Here is a 25,942-nt window from a genome sequence, read left to right on the forward strand (position 1 = left end):
TTATGTTATATAATTTATGCTTTTTTAGGCGTGCAAAGATACAGAACTCTTTGTGATTTGCAATTTTATCCAACTCTTAATTTTTTGGGGAATTTAAAAATGTTAAGATGATTTCCAATTTCGCTTCTTATTCAGATTTTACATAACCGATACACCAGAATAAAAATGTAAAATTACTCACTATGATGTTAGTGTTGTGGATGATTTAATTCAAGGAAAGCTTGGAATTGCAACAGAATTGTTTTACATTCACAACAAATCCACTGCAATGACTGTTAAAAAGAAAAATATATCAACTAGAACCAAAGCGATAGATCCCAAAAAAAGCATTGATCGTGCACGGATGGGAATAACCAGAAACCCCAAATGGAGCCTAATCGTTTCAGAGGAAAAATACGCATGGACCTCAAAAATGGAAAGAGTTGAAATTATCAGAAGCGGACTTCCATATGAATCAATTGAAGTCATAAGTTCAAGATCAAATTTACCTATCAAACAGTTTTTACATCTACTGGGAATACCACAAACCACTTATAATAAAAAAAAGAAAGATAAAGACTTACTTACAAACAGAGATAGCGAAGTAATTCTAGTACTTATAGAATTGCTAGATTATGGGCTGGAGGTCTTCAATAATGAAAAAGAAAAATTTCAACGTTGGCTTAAAAAGCCGAACATTTCACTGGGCGGTGTCACACCTGAAAGTCTTTTCGACTCTTTGACCGGCATTCAAGAAGTAAAGAACGGTCTTAATAGACTCGAATATGGAAATATGGCCTAATGAGAGTCTATAGAATTGAAAGAGAAAAATACTTAGAAACCACCTTAAAAGGAGTCGGCGCGGCCTTAACAGAAGGATATCGATGGAACAGCCTCAACACCTATTTAGTTTACACATCTGAATCGAGAGCATTGGCAACTTTAGAAGTCTCAGTTCATTTAGACTTCAGTGAAGATTTACCAGTTGACAGGTACTATGTCGAGATTGATATACCTGATGACATTGTGATCCTAGAATTAAGAACCGAGGATTTACCAAATGATTGGGACATAAAGCCACCATCTATAGTAACACAATATATTGGAGATGATTTTGTAAAAGACAACGAGGCTGCAGTTCTCAGAGTTCCAAGCAGCATTGTCCCTCCAGAACATAATTACTTAATAAATCCTAATCATCCAGAAGCTAAAAAAATCACAGTTATTTCACGTAAAAGAATAACTTTTGATAACAGATTTAAACAGGCCTAATAAGTTTCCAAAAGAATCCATTAAACCATAGCTCACTTGCTCTAGCGCTCAGGATAATTGCGCACACCCTTGCTAAGGTTTAGAAATTAATGAGCCAATAAACCTGAATTGGAAACCCTCGTCTCTTTAAAAGTTAAACCCAAAAGTCCCCGTTACCCCAAAATTTCGTGCGTCTGGATTTTCAAAATAATTGCCTCTAAAGTTAAAGTCGATGCGGAATACTTTAAAGATGTTCCCCACGCCAACGCTGTATTCATAATACACTTTATCGGAAGGTGCCAAATAGGTCAATCCCGAAGCATTTAAATCTCTATTGGCTTGCGAAACATCTCCCCAAACACCTCGAATTCCGACAATCTCGCGAAGATTGTATTTGCGCAAAAACGGAATTCTTGAGAAGAACCGTCCGTTAAAGTTATGTTCTAAATGTAAGGAAGCGTAGGTATCGGTCACGAATTCATAATAATCCAATTGTGAGAAGCTATTATAAATAGAAAAATACGATTGGTTACCAGGCACCACATTCAAAAGCCCTAAAGGCACATCGCCAAAAGTCTTCCCTGCCTCAAGTGTGGTGGTCAATCGTCCATATCCACCTACATGCCAAGGTTGGATATATGAAAACTGAACCTTCGTATAATCAAAATCACTATTAAAAATCGCTTTATCTCCACGAGTAACCTGTGCAAATAAACTAGGATAGCCATCATTGGCATGACGACGCTCCACACCAAATCCAGTCATTTTACGTCCTGGAAAATAAGAAACGGAGAAGGCATTTTCGTATTGTTTGACTTCCGATGCGGTAGTCGTATGTGTAGCATCGGTATAATAATCCAAACTAAAGGTATCGGATGCCGAACTTAAAGTCCGGTAGGCACCACTTAGTCTAAACTCTAAATTTCTTACCGGCTCCAATTCCACGGCCATTGTGGTCAAATTAACATTGGTCAACTTATCATTGGTACTGGTTCCTATAATGGAAGAGGATGCAAAACTGCGTCCCAAAATATCAGTAGAAGCCGTTAAATTGACTCCAATCTGTTCCACATCACGCCTATTCCCAGCCGAGATGATGAAGCGGTTCTTTTTATCGATCAGCCATTTTCCTGATATGCCATATTTGACTTTATCATCACGAAATCCGTAAGCCAAAAAGCCTTCCAAACGCCAAAGATCGTTAGGTCCAAAATACGTCCTTCCCCCCGTTCTGATCCGGATCCCTTCCACTTCATTATAGCCAAATGTGGAGAAGATAGGTCCATAATCAAAATTAATATCTGAAAACTCAATATAGCCAGACCCCAAAATACTGCCCAAATTATAAAGTCGCTTGAATTTCTTTACGGTTTTTAAAGTGTCCAACATTTTATAGACACCCTTTTCGTCTTGACTTAGAGATTCCATTCGGTTTTGTTCCCAAAACGCATCATCCCTATTATATACGTCTTCATTATAGCTGTACACTTCATTGCTATAAAACTTGTCTTCCTTAGGAATATCAAACTCATAATTATCATAAAGCGTGGTGCGTTTACCGTAAACCCCGCGGGACTTCTCCTTTTTGTTGAAGGCAAAATCAGACATAAAATAATCGCGTTTGATCAAGAATATAGAATCACTCAAGACTTCAAATTCCTGTTCGATATAAATTTCCTTAACCCAGTTGATGTTGGCACTTTTGGAAGCCTGCAGATTAATTTCCTTTATGGCATAAGTGGTATCGTTGACCCAAAAATCGCCTTTAAAGGTCAATTCATTTTTTCGTCGCGGATAATAAATAATATTATAGCACCATTTATTATCGATGAAGGCACTATCGGATAGCACGTAATTATAGGTATTGATACCGGTTTTAGATAACGGACTCACGAAGCTTTTATCAAAAAATTTGAGATAGTTATCGTAAATATCAAAATCAGAATACAGATCATCCACAAAATCAATAATGATCTGGTTATTGCTAAAGCCAGAGTTTTTATTTCCCTTTAAATCTTCCTTCTCCTTTTTCTTCAGATTGTCACCAAACACTTTACTGCGCGCTTCATTAATGAAAATAGGCAGATACGTTTTTCCGGTCACTTTACTGGTATCCACCTGATTAAAGACGAATTCCATCCCCCTAAACAACTTACTTTTAATTAAGGCGCTGTCGATGGTATTGATATCAAACTCTACCTTTTCGTATTTGTCGTATTGGTATTGCTTGAATTGGCGCAATCCGTTTTGGCGTTTGCGCTCCCAGATTTTCTTTAAGATGGCAATTGCAGGATTTTCACTTTCTTTTTTGGATTGCTTTCCAGTGACTATAAAAACTTCGTCCAATTGGCCTGCCGATTCTTTTAAGATGAGCTTCATCTCATAATTGACTTTCTTGGTCAATGGAATTTCCAAAGTTTCATAGCCAATAAAAGAGACGATAAGCCTATCATAAGTATTGGTTGATTCCAAATAAAACTTCCCTTCCTCGTTGGTAATCGTACCTACGGTTGACCCTTTAAACAGCACATTGGCATAGGCTACGGAAACATTATTTTCATCATACACATAGCCGCTAACTTTAGTTTGGGCGTAGGCGGAACAGATTCCGAAGAAAAAAAATAAGTAACGTAGATTTAGGTTCATAAGACAAAAAACTTCATCAACACAAAGGCCGATGAAGTCATGATAACACAATCCCGATAGCTATCGAGAGCGATTTATTTATATAATACTTTTTTAACCGCTTTAACCACCTCATCACTATTAGGCAACCATTCTTTAAAAAGCTCTGGCGAATATGGTGCAGGTGTATCTGCTGTATTGATTTTCACAACAGGCGCATCTAAGTAATCAAAAGCTTCAGACTGTACGATATAGGTTATTTCGGTAGAAATGTTTCCAAAAGGCCACGCTTCTTCCAAAACAACCAATCTGTTAGTTTTCTTAACCGATTTCAAAATGGTTTCCTTATCCAACGGACGGATGGTTCTCAAGTCGATGATTTCACATGAAATACCTTCTTTCGCCAACTCATCAGCTGCCTTGTAAGCCTCTTTTATAATTTTACCGAAAGAAACGATAGTCACATCCGTACCTTCACGCTTAACTTCAGCAACACCTAATGGAATGGTGTATTCCCCATCTGGCACTTCACCTTTATCGCCATACATTTGCTCACTTTCCATAAAAATAACAGGGTCGTCATCACGAATGGCGGCTTTTAAAAGTCCTTTGGCATCATAAACGTTAGATGGCACAACTACTTTTAATCCAGGAGTATTAGCAAACCAATTTTCAAAAGCTTGCGAGTGTGTTGCTCCCAACTGACCAGCTGAAGCTGTTGGGCCTCTAAAAACGATCGGACATTTAAACTGCCCACCTGACATTTGTCTGATTTTGGCAGCGTTGTTTATAATTTGATCAATCCCAACCAAACAGAAGTTAAAGGTCATATATTCTACAATCGGGCGGCATCCCGTCATGGTCGAACCGATAGCTACCCCTGCAAACCCAAGTTCTGCAATAGGTGTGTCAATGACGCGCTTGGCTCCAAACTCGTCCAACATCCCTTTTGATGCTTTATAAGCGCCATTATATTCAGCAACCTCTTCACCCATCAAATAAATGCTCTCATCACGACGCATTTCTTCGCTCATCGCTTCACAGATAGCTTCTCTAAATTGAATTGTCTTCATTTCATTTCAAAATTTAAATCGATTAGCAAAAGTAAGAATAAAACGAAAACTAAATCGAAAAGAATTATTTAAAATTTATTATGCACGCATAGCAAATATATCATCTAAAATAATTAACTTCGTATCCTCTTCAATAGAAGACAGTTTGCAGTGTAATTTGAGGCTTAAGTTTGATATCGCTTCAAATTCTCCCAAAAAACTAATAATATAATAAATTATAAAAGCATGAAAATACTTGTATGTATTAGTCACGTACCTGATACGACTTCAAAAATCAATTTCACGGATGGAGACACCAAACTCGATACGAACGGCGTTCAATTTGTGATCAACCCGAATGACGAATTTGGCCTGACCCGTGCCATGTGGTTTAAAGAGAAACAAGGTGCCACTGTTGACGTTGTTAATGTTGGTGGCCCAGAAACAGAACCTACCTTGCGCAAAGCATTAGCTATTGGTGCCGATAGTGCCATTCGTGTAAACACCGCTGCCACCGATGGATTCGCCGTGGCCAAACAATTGGCCAACGTGGTTAAAGCTGGTGGTTATGACCTCATCATTGCTGGTCGTGAATCTATTGACTATAACGGCGGAATGGTTCCAGGAATGTTGGCAGAATTGATAGGTGCCAACTTTATAACCAATTGCATTAGCCTTGAAGTGGACGGCACAAATGCGAAAGCCGTGAGAGAAATTGATGGTGGAAAAGAAACGGTCACTACTACTTTACCGCTTGTTATTGGTGGTCAAAAAGGATTGGTGGAAGAAAGTGATTTGCGCATTCCAAACATGAGAGGAATTATGATGGCACGACAAAAACCACTAAGTGTTGTGGAACCTGTTGCGGCCACTAAAGAAACATCAACACTTAAATTCGAAAAACCAGAACCAAGAGGCGCCGTGAAAATGATTTCTCCTGACAATTTGGATGAATTGATTCGCCTGCTTCATAATGAAGCCAAAGTAATATAAATTCCAATAATCAAGCACCAAATACCAATAATTGGAATTTGGAATTTTTAATTTGAAAATTTAGAAAAATATGTCAGTTTTAGTATATACAGAATCAGAAGGAGGAAAACTCAAGAAGATCGCTTTTGAAGTGGCTTCTTACGCAAAAGCCGTTGCTGACCAAATGGGAACGACGGTAACTGCAATTACTATCAATGCCGATGACGTTTCAGAATTGGGAACTTATGGAGTGGATAAAGTATTAAAGGTAAAAGATTCAAAATTGGATACTTTTAATGCCAAAACCTATGCCAACATCATCAAACAGGCTGCCGAGAAAGAAGGCACTAAAGTGGTCGTAGTAAGCTCAAGTGAAGACAGTAAATATTTAGCGCCAATTCTGGCCGTAGGATTGGATGCTGGTTACGCTTCCAACGTGGTTGAAGCGCCAACAAGCGCAGCGCCATTTACCGTAAAACGTAACGCTTTCACTAATAAAGCTTTCGTTTTTTCAACCATTGACACCGATGTGAAAATTGTTGGCGTTTCGAAAAACACGTTTGGATTAAAAGAAAAATCGGCTAGTGCGACGGCTGAAGATTTTTCCCCATCGATTCCAGAAAATGGCGTGCATGTGGATTCGGTTGAAAAAGCAACCAACACGGTAACCATTGCAGATGCTGAAATTGTGGTCTCTGGTGGTCGCGGATTGAAAGGCCCTGAAAATTGGGGAATGATTGAAGATTTAGCAAAGGTTTTAGGTGCGGCAACAGCCTGTTCAAAACCAGTGTCCGATTTAGGCTGGAGACCTCATGGCGAGCACGTGGGACAAACAGGAAAACCTGTAGCGGCCAATTTATATATTGCCATTGGTATTTCTGGAGCTATCCAACATTTAGCGGGAATCAACGCTTCTAAAGTAAAAGTAGTCATCAATTCGGATCCTGAAGCTCCGTTTTTTAAGGCTGCAGACTATGGTGTCGTTGGTGACGCTTTTGAAGTGGTTCCAAAACTTACAGAAAAATTGAAGGAATTTAAAGCTCAAAACGCTTAAATTCCTTAACTTGTAGCAGCAACGCGACTGGTACATCAAATTGTTGCCATAAATACATGACTAAAATCTAAAAAAGGTTTCATGTATTTGTGGCAAAATTTTTCAAAATTCTTTTTTCGTTTAGGGAACTTCCCAAAAAATATGATGAACACAGTTGGTAAAGTCCTAATTTAAACTGTTATTTGCCTTTTATTTTATATGAGTTTAGTCCGATTGAACATAAAGGGAATATCCTACAGCCAAACACAGAATGGCGCCTATGCCTTGATATTAAATGAGGTTGATGGCGACCGCAAACTCCCCATTGTGATTGGTGCATTTGAGGCACAATCTATTGCCATAGCTCTTGAAAAGGAAATCCGCCCACCGCGTCCGTTGACCCATGATCTTTTTAAAAATTTTGCTGACCGATTTGACATTATTGTCAAGCAAGTCATCATTCATAAATTGGTGGATGGTGTTTTTTACTCTAGCTTAATCTGTGAGCGCGACAAAATTGAAGAAATCATTGATGCGCGTACGAGTGACGCGATTGCATTGGCATTGCGTTTTCAAGCCCCTATTTTTACTTATAAAAACATTTTGGACAAAGCAGGCATCTATCTGAAAGTCAATCCACATAAAGAAGACGAACAACAAGACAGTATTCTTTTGGATGATTTAGTTGCCGATGAAATAGAATCCACCATTCAAGATAGTTACAAAAACAAAACTCTTGAAGACCTAAATACCCTCTTGGAGCAAGCTGTAGAAAATGAAGATTATGAAGCGGCTGCTAAAATCAGAGACGAAATCTCTAAACGCTAAACGAACTATCAGATGAGACATTTTTTTTTAGCTTTTACAGCTATTTTTTTTGGAATAACAACAACAATAGCACAAAGCATAGAAAAGAAATGGCAGATTGAAGCTGTCCAAAATGATCAAGGTGTCTACCTGTATAACGTCAATCCTAAAACTGATGTTCTTAACCTTAAAGACGGCGAATTCAGCTTCTATCTAAAGGCAAAAGATAGTAGTGAAACCAAAGGAAACTACATTGCCCAAAACAAATTATTGGTATTATACTATGATACCCCTTATGAAGATGTCCAGCGATTTAAGATTCAAACCTTAACAGATTCGACGCTTATCCTTCAGAAAAAAGACATCCATTATATTTTTTCAACACCAATAGACAGCGCTTTAGCAGCGGCACCTGTTATTACAAGCGGCATCACACCAAGCAAAGGCTTTACAACGAACAGCTTGCTGCGTGGTGCTTTAGGTATGTTTGTATTGCTTTTGATCTCATATCTTTTGAGCGTCAATAGGAAGGCCATCAACTGGCAAACTATAGGTTTGGGACTTGCCGCGCAAATGCTACTGGCCATTGGTGTCTTAAAAATTACATTTGTGCAAAAAACTTTTGAGATTGTCGGAAAGATGTTCGTAAAAGTTTTAGAATTTACTCAAGCAGGAAGTGTGTTTTTACTTGGGGGGATGATGGACATCAACAGTTTTGGATTTATCTTTTTGTTCCAAGTATTGCCAACCATTATTTTCTTTTCAGCGCTGACCTCCCTATTATTTTATTTAGGGGTCATTCAAAAAGTAGTGGCAGGAATGGCTTGGGTGTTGACCAAACTCTTAAAGATTTCAGGTGCTGAAAGCTTAAGTGTTGCTGGTAATATTTTCTTAGGACAAACAGAAGCCCCTTTAATGATTAAGGCTTATCTGGAGAAGATGAGCAAATCTGAAATTCTTTTAGTGATGATTGGCGGAATGGCCACCGTTGCTGGTGGCGTATTAGCCGCCTATATCGGATTTTTGGGTGGCGAGGATGAAGCACTGAAGTTATTTTACGCGAAGCATTTATTGACGGCTTCTGTTATGGCAGCTCCTGGAGCTATTGTAATTTCAAAAATGTTATATCCCCAACAACAGGAAATCGATTCGAATGTTCAGGTCACACAGGACAATATTGGCTCTAATATTTTAGATGCCATTGCAAACGGTACTACCGAAGGTTTGAAATTGGCAGCCAACGTTGGTGCCATGCTTTTGGTTTTTATTGCTTTTATAGCCATGATCAACTACGGCTTTGGCAAAGTCGGCGGTGTAACCGGTTTAAATACCTGGATTGCAACTAATACACCTTATGCCGCGCTGTCCTTAGAATTTATTTTAGGCTATATCTTCTCCCCTTTAATGTGGCTTATTGGTGTTGCAAAAGAAGACATGGCACTTATGGGACAGTTGCTCGGCATCAAATTAGCGGCAAGTGAATTTGTAGGTTATATTCAATTGGCTGAACTAAAAAATGTAGCGAATGTGACCCATTTGAAGTTCGAGAAATCAATTATCATGGCCACTTATATGCTCTGCGGGTTTGCGAATTTTGCATCGATCGGAATTCAAATTGGAGGGATCGGCTCTTTAGCGCCAGGGCAACGTAAGACTTTATCTGAGTTTGGAATGAAAGCCTTGATCGGTGGGACGATTGCGTCGTTATTGTCTGCGACGATTGCGGGGATGATTATTGGGTAAAAATTCCTGCGAAGGCAGGAATCTTATAAATCAATGCTATCATTAGTTTAGATTTAAATTTAATCACCTTTAATATCAAGGCTCTTTATATTGCACTCTTTTAACTTTAGCCATCTTATACTTAAATAAGTTACTTACTTTTTTTAATTTTGGCTTTCTATCTAATTTCAATATAAATAAATGAGATTCCTGCCTTCGCAGGAATATAGGACTATGAAACAATATCACGAGCTTGTACGACACGTATTAGATAATGGCACTCAAAAAGGAGACCGCACAGGAACAGGTACTAAAAGCGTTTTTGGCTATCAAATGCGTTTTGACCTGAGCGAAGGTTTCCCAATGGTTACGACCAAAAAACTCCATTTAAAATCTATTATATACGAATTACTGTGGTTTTTAAAAGGCGATACAAATATTAAATACCTCAACGAAAACGGCGTTCGCATCTGGAATGAATGGGCTGATGAACATGGCGACTTAGGTCCTGTGTATGGACACCAATGGCGCAATTGGAACAACGACGACATTGATCAGATCAAAGACATTGTAGAAACGCTTAAAATTAATCCAAACAGCCGACGCATGTTGGTTTCGGCATGGAACCCTTCAGTGTTGCCAGATACTTCAAAATCATTTTCAGAGAATGTTGCCAATGGCAAAGCCGCATTGCCACCGTGTCACGCATTCTTTCAATTTTATGTGGCCGATGGAAAACTATCCTGCCAATTGTACCAACGCAGCGCCGACATCTTTTTAGGTGTTCCTTTTAATATTGGCTCCTACGCTCTGTTTACGATGATGATGGCGCAAGTTTGCGGGTATGAAGCAGGCGATTTCATCCACACCTTTGGCGATGCCCATATTTACAACAATCACATGGAGCAATTGGAACTGCAACTCTCAAGAGAGGTCAGACCGCTCCCAAAAATGATTATAAATCCTGAAGTCAAAGATATCTTCAACTTTAAATTCGAAGATTTCACTTTGGAAGATTACAATCCGCATCCTCATATTAAAGGGATTGTTGCAATTTAAAACAAGCAACATTAACTTTATGACTATATAAAAAAAGCGTTCTCCATTAGGAAAACGCTTTTTCTTATTTAACAAACAAAGGATATCTTACAGATTCATAACTGCATTTTCGGCTCCAAATTGGTTGGTAACATAAGCATCGGCATGCGCATCATTTACAAAAGTGCCATCCACAAGATATCTGAACTCATAAGAGTCATCTTTCGCTAAATCAACAGTCCCTTTAAATGTTCCATTTTTTAATTTCTTAAGCTTTACAGCTTTTTCTGCATTCCATTCATTAAAGCATCCTAATACCGATACTTCTTTAGCTTCTTCAGCAGGGACTGAAAAAGTTACTTTACAAATAGGTTTACTTTTCAAGTATTGTTTTGTAATTGCCATAGTTCAAATTAATTAATTTTGTTACAAATTTAAAAAGATTCCAACTTCGACAATCATTTAAACACCATAATATCAAATAATTACGATTTTCATAAAAAAATCTTTGAAATTTTTTAAACTTCCAAATCAAAGACAGATAATATTATTGTATTGACAACTTTTGAACCACTACTTCTCATTGATTCTCAACACCTTTGCCTCTATCTCGTTTTCGAATGTAGGATTTTTCAAAGAACGGAAGTTTGCATTACTGATTTCATCAAAAAAAGCTAACTTTACCTAAAATTTCACTATTATGTTTGGAAAAAAGAAGCTGGTAGATAAAATCGACAGAGAACAGTTGCAGCTTATTGAAAATGCGCAACGACGCATCAAGCAAAAAAAACGCTTGTACTACCATTTTGTGATTTTCTTAATTGGTGCCATTTTCCTCATCATTTTAAATACCGTCATTGGCATAGGCGAACAAACCAAAATATTAGGATTGGAATGGTTTGTATTTGCCATTTTAGCTTGGTTATTCCTTTTCTTCTTTCATCTATTCAATGTATTTGTGACGCATAAATTTATGGGCAAATCTTGGGAAGAAGCACAACTACACAAACTAGTTAGCAAACAAAAAGAACGTATTTCACAACTTCAGGCCGAAGTGGAAAAAACACCTTCTGTGGCACCATCTGCAATGATTGAAAAAAAAACGAAAGTTCATAAAAACTTAACGCTTATTGTCGCTGCCGCAGAAAATGATGTCATCGGCAAAGACAATCAATTAATTTGGCATTTGAGTGACGATCTCAAACGTTTTAAAAATCTGACCTCAAATCATTGTATGATTATGGGCAGAAAGACCTTTGAAAGCTTTGGTAAGCCACTTCCTAACCGAACACATATCATAATTACGCGGCAACAAAATTACCCAGTTCCGAGCGGCGTGATTGTAGTTCATAATTTAGAAGACGCTTTAATCGCTGCAAAAAATGACAGCCAACCGTTTATCATCGGCGGCGGCGAAATCTACAAGGAAGCCATGGATTATGCTGATAAAATAGAATTAACCAGAGTTCACGAACGTTTTGATGGTGATACCTTTTTCCCCCAAATAGATCCTTCTGTTTGGAAAGAAACAGAGCGCAACCTTCATCAAAAAGATGAAAATCACAACTATTCGTTCTCATTCATCACTTACCTAAGAAGATAAAAATCTGAAGCGTAAAGCTTAAAAGATTACGAAAATTAGTCACCTATCTTAATATTTTAGATACCCATTCAATTTAATCTCTTTTTATTCAGTCGAAAATTTCTTTTATGGATCTTTTTGAAGGCGTTATAGCTGGATTATATTGGATCGTATTAGAGTTTTTATCATACCAATGGGCTTGATTTTAGGGTTGGTTAGTGATTCCAACCATGGCTGTCTGTGGCCTGTTGATGGGATTAATAATTCAATTTATTGGCGATTTTGACGGGTTATTTCTTAGATGCCAATTCTTTTATTTCTTCGCAGATGGAGCATGAAAAGAAAAACACTTCTCCAGCGAGCTAATAGTCATTCAGATATTGGCATAAGAATTTAATTTTCCACAGACGGCCCTATTCTCATCGCTTTTTAATTAATTTTGCATCATGATAAAAGACATTCAGCTTCGGGTTAGTCTCCTGGAAGAAAAACAACCTGATATTTTAACGCGCAAGGCAGCGAAATTTCTTGGTATTCCTTTAGATAAAATATCAGGTATTAAGGTGCTCCGCAAATCAATTGATGCCCGAAAAAAGCAGATTATTTTCAATTATAAAGTCGCGGTTTACATCAATGAACCCGTTTCCCAAACCTCTGATTATCATTTTGATTATAAAGATGTATCCAAAGGAAAACCCATTCATATTATTGGCTTTGGCCCTGCAGGAATGTATGCCGCCCTGCGTTGTATTGAATTGGGATTTAAGCCGATAGTTTTGGAACGCGGCAAGAATGTTCAAGAGCGACGTCGGGATTTAAAAGCCATCAATCGGGATCATTTTGTGAATGAGGATTCTAATTATTGTTTTGGCGAAGGTGGCGCGGGGACTTATAGTGACGGCAAACTATACACCAGAAGTTTAAAGCGTGGCGACGTGCGTCGAATTTTTGAAAACCTCGTGTTTCATGGTGCTACGGATCAAATTTTAGTGGATGCCCATCCGCATATTGGCACTAACAAACTCCCTAAAGTGGTTCAGAATGTTCGTGAAACAATTCTGAATTATGGCGGCGAGGTACATTTTGATACCCGAGTTACCGATTTCACTATTAAAGACCATAAAATAACAGCGCTTCAACTTCAAAACGGCGACGAATTGAAAGTCGATCGTGTCATTTTAGCTATGGGACATTCGGCGAGGGATATTTTCTATCTCCTTCATGAAAAAAACATTGCCATGGAGGCAAAATCTTATGCCATGGGTGTGCGTGTAGAACATCCGCAACACATTATAGATTCCATCCAATACAGTTGTAGTGGCGAACGCGACGAACTATTACCTGCAGCATCTTATAATTTAGTGGATCAAGTGAACGGAAGAGGCGTCTATTCGTTTTGCATGTGTCCTGGTGGTTTTATTGTACCTTCTGCTACAGCCAATGGCGAAGTAGTAGTTAATGGTATGTCGCCTTCCAAACGCAATAATCCGTTTGCCAACTCAGGGATTGTTGTTGAAATCAATGTGGATAAGGATTTACATAAATACGAGCATTTTGGCGTTTTAAAAGCCTTGGAATATCAAAAAGATTTGGAACGCTTGGCCTTTACAGCTGGTGGACGAAGTCAAGTGGCACCGGCGCAACGCTTGACGGATTTCGTTGAAGGCAAGCTCTCAGCAAGTCTCAATCCCAGTTCTTACCAACCTGGATTAAAATCGGTACCCTTACACTCCTTATTGCCCAAATTGATTGGCGGGAGTTTACGTAACGGATTTAAAATTTTTGGCGAAAAAATGAAAGGCTATTATACCGAAGAAGCCAATGTCGTGGGTGTTGAATCGCGTACCTCCTCGCCTATTAGCATCCCTAGAAATGAGCGATTGGAACATCCGCAAATTTCAAATCTTTACCCTTGTGGCGAAGGCCCTGGATATGCTGGTGGCATTGTGTCTGCTGCCATTGACGGCGAACGTTGTGCAGAAGCGGCGTGTGGAGCGTAGACGAAATTGAAGATGAAATTGAACTTGCCTGCCCGTCCGAAGCTTTTGCGGAGGCGGGAAGTTGAAATTGAAGCCGTCCATTAAAGATCACTTCTCGTTATTTTAAGAAATCGAAGCCTTTTAATGTCGAATATCGAATACTGAATAAAAAATGTTGAAGTATTAAATCCGTCGTTTATAGGAATGGTGCATTTTTGATTTCATTTTTTTTCCGTTGCAACCTTTGCTAAAATCCTTTAAGTCTTTGGGTTTAAATAAACTAACCGCAATGGGCGCAAAGTTCAGCGCGAAGAACGCGAAGCGGTTGAAATTGGAGTCGAAGACAAGAATGGAATTAAATAAATTCATTCAAGTTTTGAAACAACTAAACACCTTACATCTTCACAACTTAACATCATTCTAGTGTTTATTCCAAAAACCCTTTTGAGAAGTTCCCAGTCAGAACTCGATTTTAAATCGCAATAGATTATAACGAGCATCTTGGTTCTTGATTCTAAAAGCGCAGCGGTCTCACATCTATCAAAAATATTCCTATTTTTGCATTTCTAAAAACAGACAAATAATGAACGCATATATATTTCCTGGCCAAGGTGCCCAATTTACAGGAATGGGCTTGGACCTTTATGAAAAATCATCCATAGCACAACAACTTTTTGAACAAGCGAATGCCATACTTGGTTTTTCGATAACCGATATAATGTTTGAAGGCTCAGCAGAAGCGCTTAAAGAAACCAAAGTAACACAGCCCGCAATTTTTTTACATTCAGTAATTTTAGCAAAAACCCTTGGTGATCAGTTCAAGCCAGATATGGTTGCAGGACATTCTTTAGGAGAGTTTTCAGCGTTAGTGGCGAATGGCACTTTATCTTTTGAAGATGGATTAAAGTTAGTATCACAACGTGCTTTAGCTATGCAAAAAGCCTGTGAGTTGCAACCAAGCACCATGGCAGCGGTTTTAGGTTTGGAAGATTCAATTGTCGAAAGAGTATGCGCTGAAACTGAAGGTATCGTTGTGGCGGCAAATTACAATTGCCCAGGACAACTGGTTATTTCTGGCGAACTTAACGCGATTAATCGTGCTTGTGAAGCCATGAAAGAAGCGGGAGCAAAACGTGCGTTGGTATTACCTGTCGGCGGCGCCTTTCATTCGCCACTAATGGAACCTGCACGTGAGCAATTGGCTGCTGCCATTGAAAACACCTTTTTCAGCAAACCGAACTGTCCAATTTATCAAAATGTGACAGCCCATGCAGTGATCAACCAAGATGATATAAAAGCCAATTTAATTTCACAATTGACTGCACCGGTACGTTGGACACAATCTGTGCAACAAATGATTGCCGATGGCGCCACTTTATTTACAGAAGTCGGCCCTGGCAACGTGTTACAGGGATTGGTCAAGAAAATCAACAGAGACGCACAAACCGCTGCGGCAACATTTACCCCTAATTTGTAGTCAATGAAACTATCTAGAACATTAAGTATTGTCTTATTGATTATTGCCAATATTGCCATTGATCAAATATCAAAATTTATCGTAAGAGCAGAAATAGCCCAAAATGAAATCATTCAACTTGTGGGCGACACTTTTATCATGACCAAGGTTGAAAATTCAGGGGCATTTTTAGGTATGGGAAGTGACCTGAGTCCTACTTTAAAATGGATTTTATTATTGATCCTTCCGGTCATTGTTTTGGGCGGCGTGGTGTATTATATCTTAACTAATAAAGCGTTAGACCGCTTAAGCCTGATTGCATTTTGCTGTATCGTTGGTGGTGGTATCGCCAATGTATTTGACCGGTTTGTGTATGGTTCTGTAACTGACTTTTTTCACATCGACTTAGGTGGCGTGTTTAGAACTGGTATCTTTAACGTAGCCGATATGTCGGTCTCTTTTGGAATGATCTTATTGGTTATTGCCAGCTTTCAACAGAAGAAACTCGAAAAACAAAACGCTTAAAACAATCAAATTTCAACTAGAATTCTCGAAGTAGATTTAGTCTTAAGCGCATTATAAAATCAAAAAAGCCTCAATAATCTGAGGCTTTTTCTATTGTTCTAAGTTACTATTTTATCTTGCTAAATTACAATCTTCACAAGCTTTCACTTCGCCGTAATAGGTTTCTCTATATTTATGAAGTGTTTTGTAAGGGATACTTAAAAATTGCTTTTTAATGTACGTTACTTTGGTCATGAGCAACCCCATTTGAGGGGTGTACCTTTCTTCAGGAATTGTTTCTCTTTTAATACTAATCAGTTTCATTTTGTACTTTGCTTTTTGTTTTTATAATCAAATTAGCTCACCAATTAAATTTCTTTAAAGTTAAAATTCATTAAGTGCATTTTGATTATTTCTAGTCATCATGAACTACAAAGAAACAAATTCAAAAATAGACATCCAAAACATCAGGGTTAAAACCATGTTAATCAACTTGCTAATTACAACACCCGTAACAACGGTCCGTTTTCGCAGTCATATTAACAACAGATACACGATATAATTAACAGATATGAACGTCAAAAACGGTTATTCCTTGTAGGTTTTACCTTCTTTCATTACAAATACCACATTGGTCATGGTGTCAATATTTTCAGTTGGATCGTCATTTGTAGCCACAATATCCGCTAAAAACCCTTCTTTCAATTGTCCAATTTGAGTGTCCATTTTCAGCAACATGGCATTTGTGACGGTAGCACTTTGTATTGCTTTAATGGCTGGCATTCCTGCCTCAACCATATAACCAAACTCTTTCGCATTTTCGCCATGGGCAAAAACCGCGGCATCAGTTCCAAAAGCTATTTTAACACCTTTTTTATAGGCTTTTCCAAACATGGATTGAATTTTCGGGCCTATATCCAACGCTTTTCCAACGATCACCTCTGGATAATAATTAGGGATTTTGGCCTTTTCAGAAACTGATTTTCCTGCAGTAATGGTAGGCACCAAATACACGTCATGCTTTTTCATAAGCTCCATGGTTTCATCACTCATAAACGTCCCGTGTTCAATGGTCTTTACACCACCAAGGATGGCGCGTTGCATGCCTTCATCGCCATGTGCATGAGCGGCAACTTCAAGTCCGTAGTCTTTAGCAGTATCGCAAATCGCTTTGATTTCCTCTACCGTAAATTGTGGATTCTGTCCGCTTTTCGCAACACTCAACACCCCACCCGTAGCCGTAATTTTTATCCAATCGGCACCATTTTTATAACGTTCCCTTACCGCTTTTTTCGCATCTTCCACACTATTGACCACACCTTCCTTTGGGCCTGGATCACCCAACAGTCCTCTTTTGGCACCATTGGTTGGATCAGCATGACCGCCCGTAGTTGCTAAAGACTTTTCGGCGGTTAATATTCTTGGACCATCAACTTTACCTGCATTAACCGCATTTCTTAAGGCTACATTGACGCCCGAACCTCCCAAATCCCTAACGGTTGTAAAACCTGACATCAGGGTCACGTTTGCAAAATGCTGTGCGTTAAAGGCCACATCGGCATCATTGAGGGTATACTTTTCCAGATAAGCAGCAGGGTTGGTTTCACTTTCAATGTGAACATGCATATCAATAAACCCCGGCATCACGGTTTTTGACTTTAAGTCAATCACCGCATCTTCGGCCGATTTAGGTGTTGAAAATCCATCTTCAATTGCCATGATCTTCTTTCCTGAAACGATAATCGTTTTATTGGTCAAAACCTTACCTTCTTTGGTATCGATTAATTTCCCACAATGCAAATAAGTATTCTGTCCAATTAAAATCGAACTAACTAAAAGGCTACAAAAAAGAAGTGCTTTTTTCATGGCTACAGTTTAAATGTTTCTGATATGTTTTTCCCATTTCCAAGCAGATAATAGGGCATCATCCAAATTGGTTTCCGCTTTCCACCCTAATTCTGTGTTAGCCTTAGTCGTATTAGCAAACGCTTGAATGACATCGCCTTCACGTCTTGGGGCAAACTTATAATTTAGTTTTTGTCCTGATACTTTTTCAAAAGATTGGATGACTTCCAAAACCGTACTTCCTGTTCCTGTCCCCACATTAAAGGTTTCGTAATTGGAAGCATTCTTTTGTCCGACTAATCTTTCTAACGCCACTACATGCGCTTTTGCCAAATCGACCACATGAATATAATCTCTCACGCAAGTACCATCTGACGTTGGATAATCATTACCAAATACCGAAAGCTCTTTACGCAATCCTGCAGCGGTTTGTGTGATAAAAGGAATTAAATTCTGCGGCACGCCAATGGGCAATTCACCAATTTTTATGCTGCTATGCGCTCCAATCGGATTAAAATAACGCAATGCAATAGCACTTAAATTTTCATTGACTTTACAGGTATCACTAATAATTTCCTCTCCAATTTGCTTGGTATTACCATATGGCGACTCTGCCAATTTAATCGGTGCCGATTCATTGATCGGCATCTGGTCCGCTTGTCCGTAAACGGTGCATGAGGAACTGAAGATGAAGTTTTGCGTTGGCAATTGCAATATGGATTTCAACACATACACTAAGGTATTGATGTTGTTCTCATAATATAACAATGGTTTTTCAACACTCTCTCCAACGGCTTTACTCGCCGCGAAATGAATGACGCCGACAATATCCTGATGTTTTTCAAAAAACGATTCAACTTTCGATTTTTCCTTTAGATCCAACTTCTCAAAAATGGGGGTTTTACCAGTAATGGCAGTAATTCCTGCTAAAACATCAATGGACGAATTTGAAAGATCATCGATAACAACCACTTCATAGCCTTTTTCCTGTAGCTCTACAACGGTATGTGAACCGATAAATCCTAAACCACCTGTAACTAAAACTTTTTTCATTATAGAGAATCGTTTATAAAATTAATAACTGTAGAGGTAATAAATTCAATTTGCTCGTCATCCAATTCCGTATGCATAGGCAATGAAATAACTTCTTTGACCAACTGATTAGTGACCATAAAATCTTCTTCCTTATATCTAGAGTCTTTATAAGCTTTTTGCAGATGCAAAGGAATCGGATAATACACGCCACAAGGAATCCCCTGCTCGTTTAAATGTTTTACCAAAGCATCACGATTGACATCCTTAACTTTTAAGGTGTATTGATGGAATACATGGTTATCCTCACTGCCTTCTCTAAAAGGTGTGACAATATGCTCATGACCTTCAAAAGCTTTATCGTAAGCATTTGCAGCTTTTAAACGTGCTGCATTATACGTGTCCAAGTGCTTTAACTTCGTGTCTAAAACAGCAGCCTGGATAGAATCTAATCGCGAATTAACGCCCACCACATCATGATGGTAACGCTCGTACATGCCGTGATTGACAATCCCTCGCAGTTTGTGCGCTAATTCATCATCATTGGTGAAAATAGCACCACCGTCGCCATAACATCCTAAATTTTTGGAAGGAAAAAACGAGGTAGAAGCCACATGTCCAATCGTACCAACTTTGGCTCTCTTACCATTGCTATACGTATAGGTTGCCCCAATAGCCTGTGCGTTATCTTCAATAACAAACAGATTGTGCTCCTCAGCAATTTTCATGATCGCTTCCATATTCGCACATTGACCAAACAAATGCACCGGAACGATTGCTTTCGTTCTTGGCGTAATGGCTTTTTTAATCGCCTCCACATCAATATTAAAAGTTTTAGGATCTACATCAACCAAAACTGGCGTTAATTGTAATAAGGCAATAACCTCAACAGTTGCAGCAAAGGTAAAATCGGCAGTAATAACCTCATCCCCTGGTTTTAAATCCAAGGCCATCATGGCTATTTGCAAAGCATCTGTGCCATTCGCACAAGGAATGACGTGTTTTACATCAAGATAATTTTCTAAATTTTTCTGAAATTGGTGTACTTGTGGCCCATTAATATAAGCTGTAGTGTCGAGAACTTCAGCAATAGACGCATCAACAACATCTTTAATTTTCTGATATTGACCCTTAAGATCAACCATTTGTATTTTTTTCATCTCGTTATATGTAGAATTGATAGTTTAAAACCTCAAGGCTTTATCGAGCAGCGAAATTACGAAATTGCACTTCTTATACCAATCATTCCTAAAGGTTTAATTTATTTTTCGATGAACGAATTCATTTGATTTTGATGAATCTTTACAAAAATTCAAAAGCATTTTTAAAGCGACATAATAGAAAGAAATGTATTTTAGCACAAATCATTCTTCTTGAAATTACTTTACAACATAGCATTATATAGCGTCGAATTTTTACTCAAAATTCCAGCACTTTTCAATGAAAAAATCAAAATGGGCGTTGAAGGACGCTCAAAGGCCTTTAACATTCTAGAAGAACACTTATCGGCTAACGACCGAACCTTTTGGTTTCATTGTGCTTCTTTAGGAGAATATGAGCAAGGACTTCCGATTTTTAAACAACTTCGAATGGAAAATCCGAACCATAAGATTGTGTTGACCTTCTTTTCGCCATCGGGATATGAGGTCCGGAAAAACACGGGCATTGCAGATGTGGTCGTCTATCTTCCTATGGATACTAAAGCCAATGCGAAACGTTTCGTCAAACTCGTCCATCCTGAATTGACCATCTTTGTGAAATATGATATCTGGCCAAATTACCTAAGCGAATTAAAAAACCGTAGTTTAAGAGCCATTTTGATTTCTGCATCTTTTAGAAAAGAGCAATCTTACTTCAAGTTTTATGGCGGGATGATGCGCAACGCCTTACGGGCTTTTGAACATATTTTTGTTCAAAATGAAAATTCAAAAACTTTGTTAAACGCGATCGACCTTAATAATGTTACCGTTGCTGGAGACACACGCTATGATCGCGTTTCTGACCAATTGCTTCAAGACAACACACTGCCGTTTATTGATCAGTTTAAAGACAACAAACTATGTGTGGTGGTTGGAAGCTCATGGCCCGAAGATGAAATCTTGTTTGTTGACTACATCAATTCAATACAATCAAAAAAAGTCAAATTCATCATTGCGCCCCATAATATCAAAAGCAATCAAATTGATCAATTCGTCAACCAACTTCAAAGGAAAACTGTACTGTTTTCTGATAAAGAGAATAAAGATCTCTCCGAATACGAGGTGTTTATCATCGATACGATTGGCATTTTAAGCAAAGTATACAGCTATGCTGACCTCGCTTACGTGGGAGGCGCTATGGGAAAAACAGGTCTTCATAACATCTTGGAGCCCGCAGTTTTTGGCATTCCGGTCATCATTGGTAAAAACTACAAGAAATTCCCCGAAGCCTATCAAATGATAGCTAATGGAGGCGTTATTAGTATTAAAGACAGTCAGGAACTTAAAAACAATCTAGATACGTTGATTAAAAACCCTGAAAAAAGAAATCAACTCGGAAATCTGAATGCCGCGTTCATCCTAAAAAACAAAGATGCCGTCATTCAAATCATGAACTATATCAATAATTAGACTAAAAACTGGCGCCCAAACATCGGTAATATTATTTTTTTATTGGACTAACGATTCGAGTTTCATAAATTACACACTTAACTAAAACTTTTACTATGAAAAAAATTATTTTAAGTTCTGCCTTCGTTATTGCACTAGGTTTTTCATTGACATCTTGTAGAGAAACGGAAAAGAAAACAGATGAGCCAAGTGTTATTGTTATTGAAAAAAAGGCCGACGACACTCCTAAAAAGACAGAAGGCACGCTAGAAAAAGCCGGAAGAGCCATTGACAATGCTGCGAAAGAAGTCAAGGAAGCAGGCAAAGCTGTTGATAAAGCTGCGAAGGAAGTTGTTGGTGACGATAACTAATTCAAAAGCTAACTCATACAAATTAGAAGACCTGACGTGCATTGGGTCTTTTTTTATTGAATCAATTTCTTGTAAACACTATTAAAATGATACGGATAATAACTCTTGTCCTAATTCATGGACAGCTTCTTCAATTTCTTTCAAGCGTTTCTCTGATGCATTGGCTTTTCCTGTCGCATACTGCCGCAACAAGGATTTATTGATATTTGCTTTCGTGGCAATTCCTGCCATACTGATCTCAGGAACTAACTTAAAAAATCCTTGTAAATCCATTTCGTACATAAAATCTGGATTTTCAAATTCTTGAGACCAATCTTCACCGATTTCTTTGGCTACTTCAATATAATCCAAATAGGCTTGTTGAAAATTTCTCTTCAATTCCGCCAAAGACGCTCCGAAGGCACTCACAACACCAGGCGCATTAGTAGATGTGCCCCAATAAGTGCCGTCTTCAGCCTTTTCAACGTAGACATTTATGCTTTTCATAACGTATAGTATATTTGATTTAACTAATTCAATTCTTTAAAAAGTAAGGAAATTTATTTTAGCCCTGCCTGCTTTAATATCGCATTTACGGTTCCGATTGGAATATCTTTTTTAGGATGCGGAATTGTTACAATTCCTTTGTGCTGTTGATGCTTAAAATGGTGGTGACTACCCTTTGTTCTTACCAATTCCCATCCTTCCTTCTCTATCAACTTTATTAAAGAACTTGATTTCATCACATAAAGATATAACAATTATGTTATATATCAACAATGTTAAATGAGATTTTTTCTTCTATAAAAAAGGAAATTAAGATTATTAGATGAGATATTGCTTCCAAACCATAAAACTGATATTGGATACTTGAAAAGGATGAAATACTAAGGATTGCAATAAGTCAAAGTTGACTAAAACCAAAAAACCTTGACAATCTTTCGATTATCAAGGCTTAGTACTCAAGGCGGGACTTGAACCCGCACGTCCTAATGGACACAGGATTTTAAGTCCGGCGTGTCTACCGATTCCACCACTTGAGCAGTTGCACAAAGTACTCATTGTGTAAAACAATGTTCCGCAGCAGCGGAATCCATACTTTTGCTTTTCGATATTGAGCGAAAAACGGGATTCGAACCCGCGACCTCCACCTTGGCAAGGTGGCGCTCTACCAACTGAGCTATTTTCGCGTTATTGCAATTAATTTAAGAACGTTTTCACGACACCTATCGGCATTGCGAGGGCAAATTTAATACATTTCTTAGAATGACAAAGCCTTTTGCATAAAAAAAAGTTGTTTTTTTTATGCACGCTTCTTTTTCAACAACATACGTTTAATTTCATTCAATTTCATAAGCGCCTCAACTGGCGTTAAAACATCGATATCAATATTGATGATCTCTTCCTTAATCTGCTCTAAAAGAGGATCATCTAAGTTGAAAAAACTCAATTGCATGTCATTTTCAAGCGTTCTTACCTTGTTTGTCAATTCTTCGCTGCTATGTGATTTCTCTAGTTGCTTCAGGATTTTATTGGCACGATGAATCACTTGTTGTGGCATTCCCGCCATTTTCGCCACATGGATTCCGAAACTATGCTGACTCCCGCCTTCCACTAATTTTCTTAAAAAAAGCACATTATCCTTCAACTCCTTCACAGAAACATTAAAGTTTTTAATCCGTGCAAATGTTTCGGTCATTTCATTCAACTCATGATAATGGGTGGCAAACAAGGTTTTGGCCTTGCTTGGATGCTCATGCAAATACTCGCTAATGGCCCAAGCAATCGAAATCCCGTCATAAGTACTCGTACCACGACCTATTTCATCCAACAACACTAAACTTCGATCAGAGATGTTATTCAAAATGGAAGCCGTTTCATTCATCTCCACCATAAAGGTCGATTCGCCCATCGAAATATTATCACTCGCACCAACTCTTGTAAATATTTTATCGGTCAATCCTACTTTAGCGTGCTCAGCAGGCACAAAACTTCCCATTTGAGCCAACAGCACGATTAAAGCCGTTTGACGCAAAATGGCCGATTTACCCGACATATTAGGCCCGGTAATCATGATGATCTGTTGCTTGTCTCTATCCAAATAAACATCATTGGCAATATAAGGCTCACCAGGTGGTAATTGTTTTTCAATAACTGGATGTCTTCCGTTTTTGATATCTAAGGCAAAACCGTCATTGATTTCTGGACGTGTGTATTTATTGTCATAAGCCAATTGCGCAAAACCGCATAAACAATCCAGTTGCGCGATTAATGCCGAATTTTTCTGAACAGGTTGAATGAATTGCCCAATCCACGACACCAATTCGGAAAACAATTGCTGTTCAATACCCAGGATGCGCTCTTCAGCACCAAGGATTTTAGTTTCGTATTCTTTTAGCTCCTCAGTAATATAACGCTCTGCATTAACCAAAGTTTGCTTTCTGATCCAATCCGCAGGTATTTTATCTTTTTGTGAATGGCGCACTTCAATATAATACCCAAACACATTATTGGACGCAATTTTGAGGGACGATATTCCTGTACGTTTGCTTTCGCGTTCCAGCATAGCATCTAAATAATCCTTTCCTGAGGTGGAAAGCGCTCTGAGTTCTTTCAATTCCGCAGAAAAATCAGAAGAAATTGTATTCCCCTTTAAAATATTAACCGGCGCATCATCATTTAAAGTCGTTTTGATGCGTTGACGCAACTCTTCACAAAGCTCCAAAGTGTTGCCAATATGTTGAATCGCTTTATTATCGGTATTTTGAGTGAGCGTTTTAATAGGCACAATGGCTTCTAAGGCATTTTTTAGCTGAACGACTTCTCTAGGAGAAATTTTAACTGTTGCCACTTTTGAAATCAACCGTTCGATATCGCCGATACCTTTGATCTGGTTTTGGATCTTTTTCAGAACAATTGTATCATCTAAAAAATACTGAACCACCTCATGCCGCTGATTGATTTTGTCTATATCCACAAGCGGCAAAGCTAACCAACGCTTCAATAAACGCCCGCCCATTGGCGAAATGGTGCGGTCAATCACGTCAATCAAGGTCACTGCGTTTTGATTGTTGGATTGATAAAGTTCCAAGTTCCTTATGGTAAAACGATCCATCCAAACGTGATCATCTTTGGTAATCCGCTGAATGGAAGTAATATGTTGTAATCTGTGATGCTGTGTTTCACTCAGATAATGCAAGACAGCACCTGAAGCCACAATACCTTCAAACAAATCCTCAATACCAAAACCTTTTAACGATTTGGTTTGAAAATGTTTGAGCAAGGTTTCATTGGCATAATCATCCTGAAACACCCAATCTTCCATATAAAATGTATGAAAGTTATCACCAAAAGTATTTTTAAACTCGTTTCGTTTTGGTTTAGAAATCAGAATTTCGCTTGGTCTGAAGTTTTGAAGTAATTTATCAACATATTCCGAATTCCCTTGAGAAATCAGAAACTCACCTGTGGAGACATCTAAAAAAGAAACGCCAATCAAATTTTTGCCAAAACAGACTGCAGCCAAAAAGTTATTGGACTTTGAATGCAAAATATCATCATTCAATGCCACTCCAGGCGTCACCAATTCAGTAACACCGCGTTTCACCAAGGTTTTTGCTTGCTTAGGATCTTCCAACTGATCGCAAATCGCCACGCGGCAACCCGCTTTGACCAATTTTGGCAAATAGGTATTTAACGAATGATGAGGAAATCCAGCCAATTCGGTTTCGGATTCACTGCCTGCACCGCGTTTGGTTAATATAATATCTAATATTTTGGAGGCTTTTACTGCGTCGCTGCCAAAGGTTTCATAGAAGTCGCCCACCCTAAAAAGCAATAAGGCATCAGGATACTTTGCTTTAATCGCATTGTATTGTGTCATTAACGGAGTTACCTTCTTTTCTTTTTTCATAAATTGTCTTTGTCATTTCCACGAAGGTGGAAATCTCACAATGTTTGTGTTTTTTAAATGGTATTTTTGCCCTAAATTTCAGGACTGCTAAGGTACTTATAATTTGAGGCTTTGGAAAATGGATGCGACAGAAGTTATTTACAATGTTTTACCGCACTATGAAACCTCATGGAAGGACTATTTCGCAGAGACGCGCAGAGAATTCACAGAGATA

At 38.4% G+C, this 25,942-nt stretch carries 23 protein-coding genes and 2 tRNA genes; 13 read left to right on the top strand and 12 right to left on the bottom strand.

What is annotated here, in order from left to right:
- Positions 1-196 precede the first annotated feature (196 nt).
- Both ACOH2D_RS07555 and ACOH2D_RS07560 read left to right on the top strand, forming a co-directional pair.
- Positions 197-781 (top strand): Xre family toxin-antitoxin system antitoxin, encoded by a 585-nt coding sequence (locus ACOH2D_RS07555; RefSeq protein ID WP_348035042.1) that lies wholly within the window; start codon positions 197-199, stop codon positions 779-781.
- On the top strand, positions 781-1,251 hold the full coding sequence (locus ACOH2D_RS07560; RefSeq protein ID WP_348035043.1) for an RES family NAD+ phosphorylase: 471 nt from the start codon (positions 781-783) through the stop codon (positions 1,249-1,251). Before ACOH2D_RS07555 ends, ACOH2D_RS07560 begins: the two co-directional genes overlap by 1 nt.
- A gap of 126 nt (positions 1,252-1,377) precedes the next feature.
- Here ACOH2D_RS07560 and ACOH2D_RS07565 read toward each other — a convergent pair whose 3' ends face one another.
- A complete protein-coding gene (locus tag ACOH2D_RS07565; protein WP_449534866.1) occupies positions 1,378-3,876 on the bottom strand; it encodes a DUF5686 and carboxypeptidase-like regulatory domain-containing protein in 2,499 nt (832 codons plus the stop codon).
- Between the two features lie 74 nt (positions 3,877-3,950).
- Entirely contained in the window at positions 3,951-4,928 is a 978-nt protein-coding gene (locus ACOH2D_RS07570; RefSeq protein ID WP_348035045.1) for a pyruvate dehydrogenase complex E1 component subunit beta, read from the bottom strand.
- Positions 4,929-5,153: 225 nt separating this feature from the next.
- Here ACOH2D_RS07570 and ACOH2D_RS07575 point away from each other — a divergent pair, with 225 nt between their 5' ends.
- The 5 genes from ACOH2D_RS07575 to ACOH2D_RS07595 all read left to right on the top strand — a co-directional run bounded on the left by ACOH2D_RS07575 (position 5,154) and on the right by ACOH2D_RS07595 (position 10,500).
- Positions 5,154-5,900, top strand: a complete 747-nt coding sequence (locus ACOH2D_RS07575; RefSeq protein WP_449534867.1) for an electron transfer flavoprotein subunit beta/FixA family protein — start codon at positions 5,154-5,156, stop codon at positions 5,898-5,900.
- A 70-nt stretch (positions 5,901-5,970) separates the two neighbouring features.
- Positions 5,971-6,933 carry an electron transfer flavoprotein subunit alpha/FixB family protein gene (locus ACOH2D_RS07580; protein WP_348035047.1) on the top strand — a complete coding sequence of 321 codons (963 nt, stop codon included), beginning with the start codon at positions 5,971-5,973 and terminating at the stop codon, positions 6,931-6,933.
- A gap of 198 nt (positions 6,934-7,131) precedes the next feature.
- Entirely contained in the window at positions 7,132-7,740 is a 609-nt protein-coding gene (locus tag ACOH2D_RS07585; protein ID WP_449534868.1) for a bifunctional nuclease family protein, read from the top strand.
- Positions 7,741-7,752: 12 nt separating this feature from the next.
- Positions 7,753-9,462, top strand: coding sequence for a nucleoside transporter C-terminal domain-containing protein (locus ACOH2D_RS07590; RefSeq protein WP_348035049.1), 1,710 nt, complete (start codon positions 7,753-7,755; stop codon positions 9,460-9,462).
- Positions 9,463-9,675: 213 nt separating this feature from the next.
- Positions 9,676-10,500: a thymidylate synthase gene (locus ACOH2D_RS07595; protein ID WP_449534869.1), complete on the top strand. Its 825-nt coding sequence runs from the start codon at positions 9,676-9,678 to the stop codon at positions 10,498-10,500.
- A gap of 87 nt (positions 10,501-10,587) precedes the next feature.
- Here the strand turns inward: ACOH2D_RS07595 and ACOH2D_RS07600 are convergent, their stop codons facing one another.
- On the bottom strand, positions 10,588-10,884 hold the full coding sequence (locus ACOH2D_RS07600; protein WP_348035051.1) for an isoamylase early set domain-containing protein: 297 nt from the start codon (positions 10,882-10,884) through the stop codon (positions 10,588-10,590).
- A gap of 295 nt (positions 10,885-11,179) precedes the next feature.
- On the opposite strand from ACOH2D_RS07600, the gene ACOH2D_RS07605 reads away from it, so the two are divergent.
- From ACOH2D_RS07605 to lspA, 4 genes are all read left to right on the top strand, one after another.
- Entirely contained in the window at positions 11,180-12,082 is a 903-nt protein-coding gene (locus tag ACOH2D_RS07605; RefSeq protein ID WP_449534870.1) for a dihydrofolate reductase, read from the top strand.
- A gap of 425 nt (positions 12,083-12,507) precedes the next feature.
- On the top strand, positions 12,508-14,061 hold the full coding sequence (locus tag ACOH2D_RS07610) for an NAD(P)/FAD-dependent oxidoreductase (RefSeq protein WP_449534871.1): 1,554 nt from the start codon (positions 12,508-12,510) through the stop codon (positions 14,059-14,061).
- 562 nt (positions 14,062-14,623) lie between these two features.
- A complete protein-coding gene (gene fabD / locus ACOH2D_RS07615; RefSeq protein WP_348034918.1) occupies positions 14,624-15,517 on the top strand; it encodes an ACP S-malonyltransferase in 894 nt (297 codons plus the stop codon).
- A gap of 3 nt (positions 15,518-15,520) precedes the next feature.
- Positions 15,521-16,021: a signal peptidase II gene (gene lspA, locus ACOH2D_RS07620; protein WP_449534872.1), complete on the top strand. Its 501-nt coding sequence runs from the start codon at positions 15,521-15,523 to the stop codon at positions 16,019-16,021.
- Between the two features lie 111 nt (positions 16,022-16,132).
- Here lspA and ACOH2D_RS07625 read toward each other — a convergent pair whose 3' ends face one another.
- The 4 genes from ACOH2D_RS07625 to ACOH2D_RS07640 form a co-directional block, all read right to left on the bottom strand.
- Complete coding sequence (locus ACOH2D_RS07625) at positions 16,133-16,324, bottom strand: hypothetical protein (protein ID WP_348034920.1); 192 nt, start codon at positions 16,322-16,324, stop codon at positions 16,133-16,135.
- A gap of 264 nt (positions 16,325-16,588) precedes the next feature.
- Positions 16,589-17,866, bottom strand: a complete 1,278-nt coding sequence (locus ACOH2D_RS07630) for a metal-dependent hydrolase family protein (RefSeq protein ID WP_449534873.1) — start codon at positions 17,864-17,866, stop codon at positions 16,589-16,591.
- Positions 17,867-17,875: 9 nt separating this feature from the next.
- Positions 17,876-18,898: a UDP-glucose 4-epimerase GalE gene (gene galE, locus ACOH2D_RS07635; protein ID WP_449534874.1), complete on the bottom strand. Its 1,023-nt coding sequence runs from the start codon at positions 18,896-18,898 to the stop codon at positions 17,876-17,878.
- Positions 18,898-20,037 (bottom strand): DegT/DnrJ/EryC1/StrS family aminotransferase, encoded by a 1,140-nt coding sequence (locus ACOH2D_RS07640; protein ID WP_449534875.1) that lies wholly within the window; start codon positions 20,035-20,037, stop codon positions 18,898-18,900. The genes galE and ACOH2D_RS07640 overlap by 1 nt, the downstream gene beginning before the upstream one ends.
- 213 nt (positions 20,038-20,250) lie before the next feature.
- On the opposite strand from ACOH2D_RS07640, the gene ACOH2D_RS07645 reads away from it, so the two are divergent.
- Positions 20,251-21,486 carry a 3-deoxy-D-manno-octulosonic acid transferase gene (locus ACOH2D_RS07645; protein ID WP_449534876.1) on the top strand — a complete coding sequence of 412 codons (1,236 nt, stop codon included), beginning with the start codon at positions 20,251-20,253 and terminating at the stop codon, positions 21,484-21,486.
- Between the two features lie 95 nt (positions 21,487-21,581).
- Complete coding sequence (locus tag ACOH2D_RS07650) at positions 21,582-21,836, top strand: hypothetical protein (protein ID WP_449534877.1); 255 nt, start codon at positions 21,582-21,584, stop codon at positions 21,834-21,836.
- Between the two features lie 81 nt (positions 21,837-21,917).
- Here the strand turns inward: ACOH2D_RS07650 and ACOH2D_RS07655 are convergent, their stop codons facing one another.
- The 5 genes from ACOH2D_RS07655 to mutS all read right to left on the bottom strand — a co-directional run bounded on the left by ACOH2D_RS07655 (position 21,918) and on the right by mutS (position 25,728).
- Positions 21,918-22,322 carry a type II toxin-antitoxin system HicB family antitoxin gene (locus tag ACOH2D_RS07655; protein WP_348034931.1) on the bottom strand — a complete coding sequence of 135 codons (405 nt, stop codon included), beginning with the start codon at positions 22,320-22,322 and terminating at the stop codon, positions 21,918-21,920.
- 53 nt (positions 22,323-22,375) lie between these two features.
- The gene (locus tag ACOH2D_RS07660; protein ID WP_348034932.1) at positions 22,376-22,558 is read right to left on the bottom strand and encodes a type II toxin-antitoxin system HicA family toxin; all 183 of its coding nucleotides are present in this window, start codon (positions 22,556-22,558) and stop codon (positions 22,376-22,378) included.
- Between the two features lie 216 nt (positions 22,559-22,774).
- Positions 22,775-22,858 (bottom strand) — tRNA-Leu (locus ACOH2D_RS07665).
- A gap of 74 nt (positions 22,859-22,932) precedes the next feature.
- Positions 22,933-23,005: transfer RNA gene (locus tag ACOH2D_RS07670), tRNA-Gly, on the bottom strand.
- 113 nt (positions 23,006-23,118) lie between these two features.
- Positions 23,119-25,728, bottom strand: coding sequence for a DNA mismatch repair protein MutS (mutS, locus tag ACOH2D_RS07675; protein ID WP_449534878.1), 2,610 nt, complete (start codon positions 25,726-25,728; stop codon positions 23,119-23,121).
- Positions 25,729-25,942: the final 214 nt, after the last annotated feature.

Source organism: Gelidibacter sp. (genome assembly GCF_053579655.1).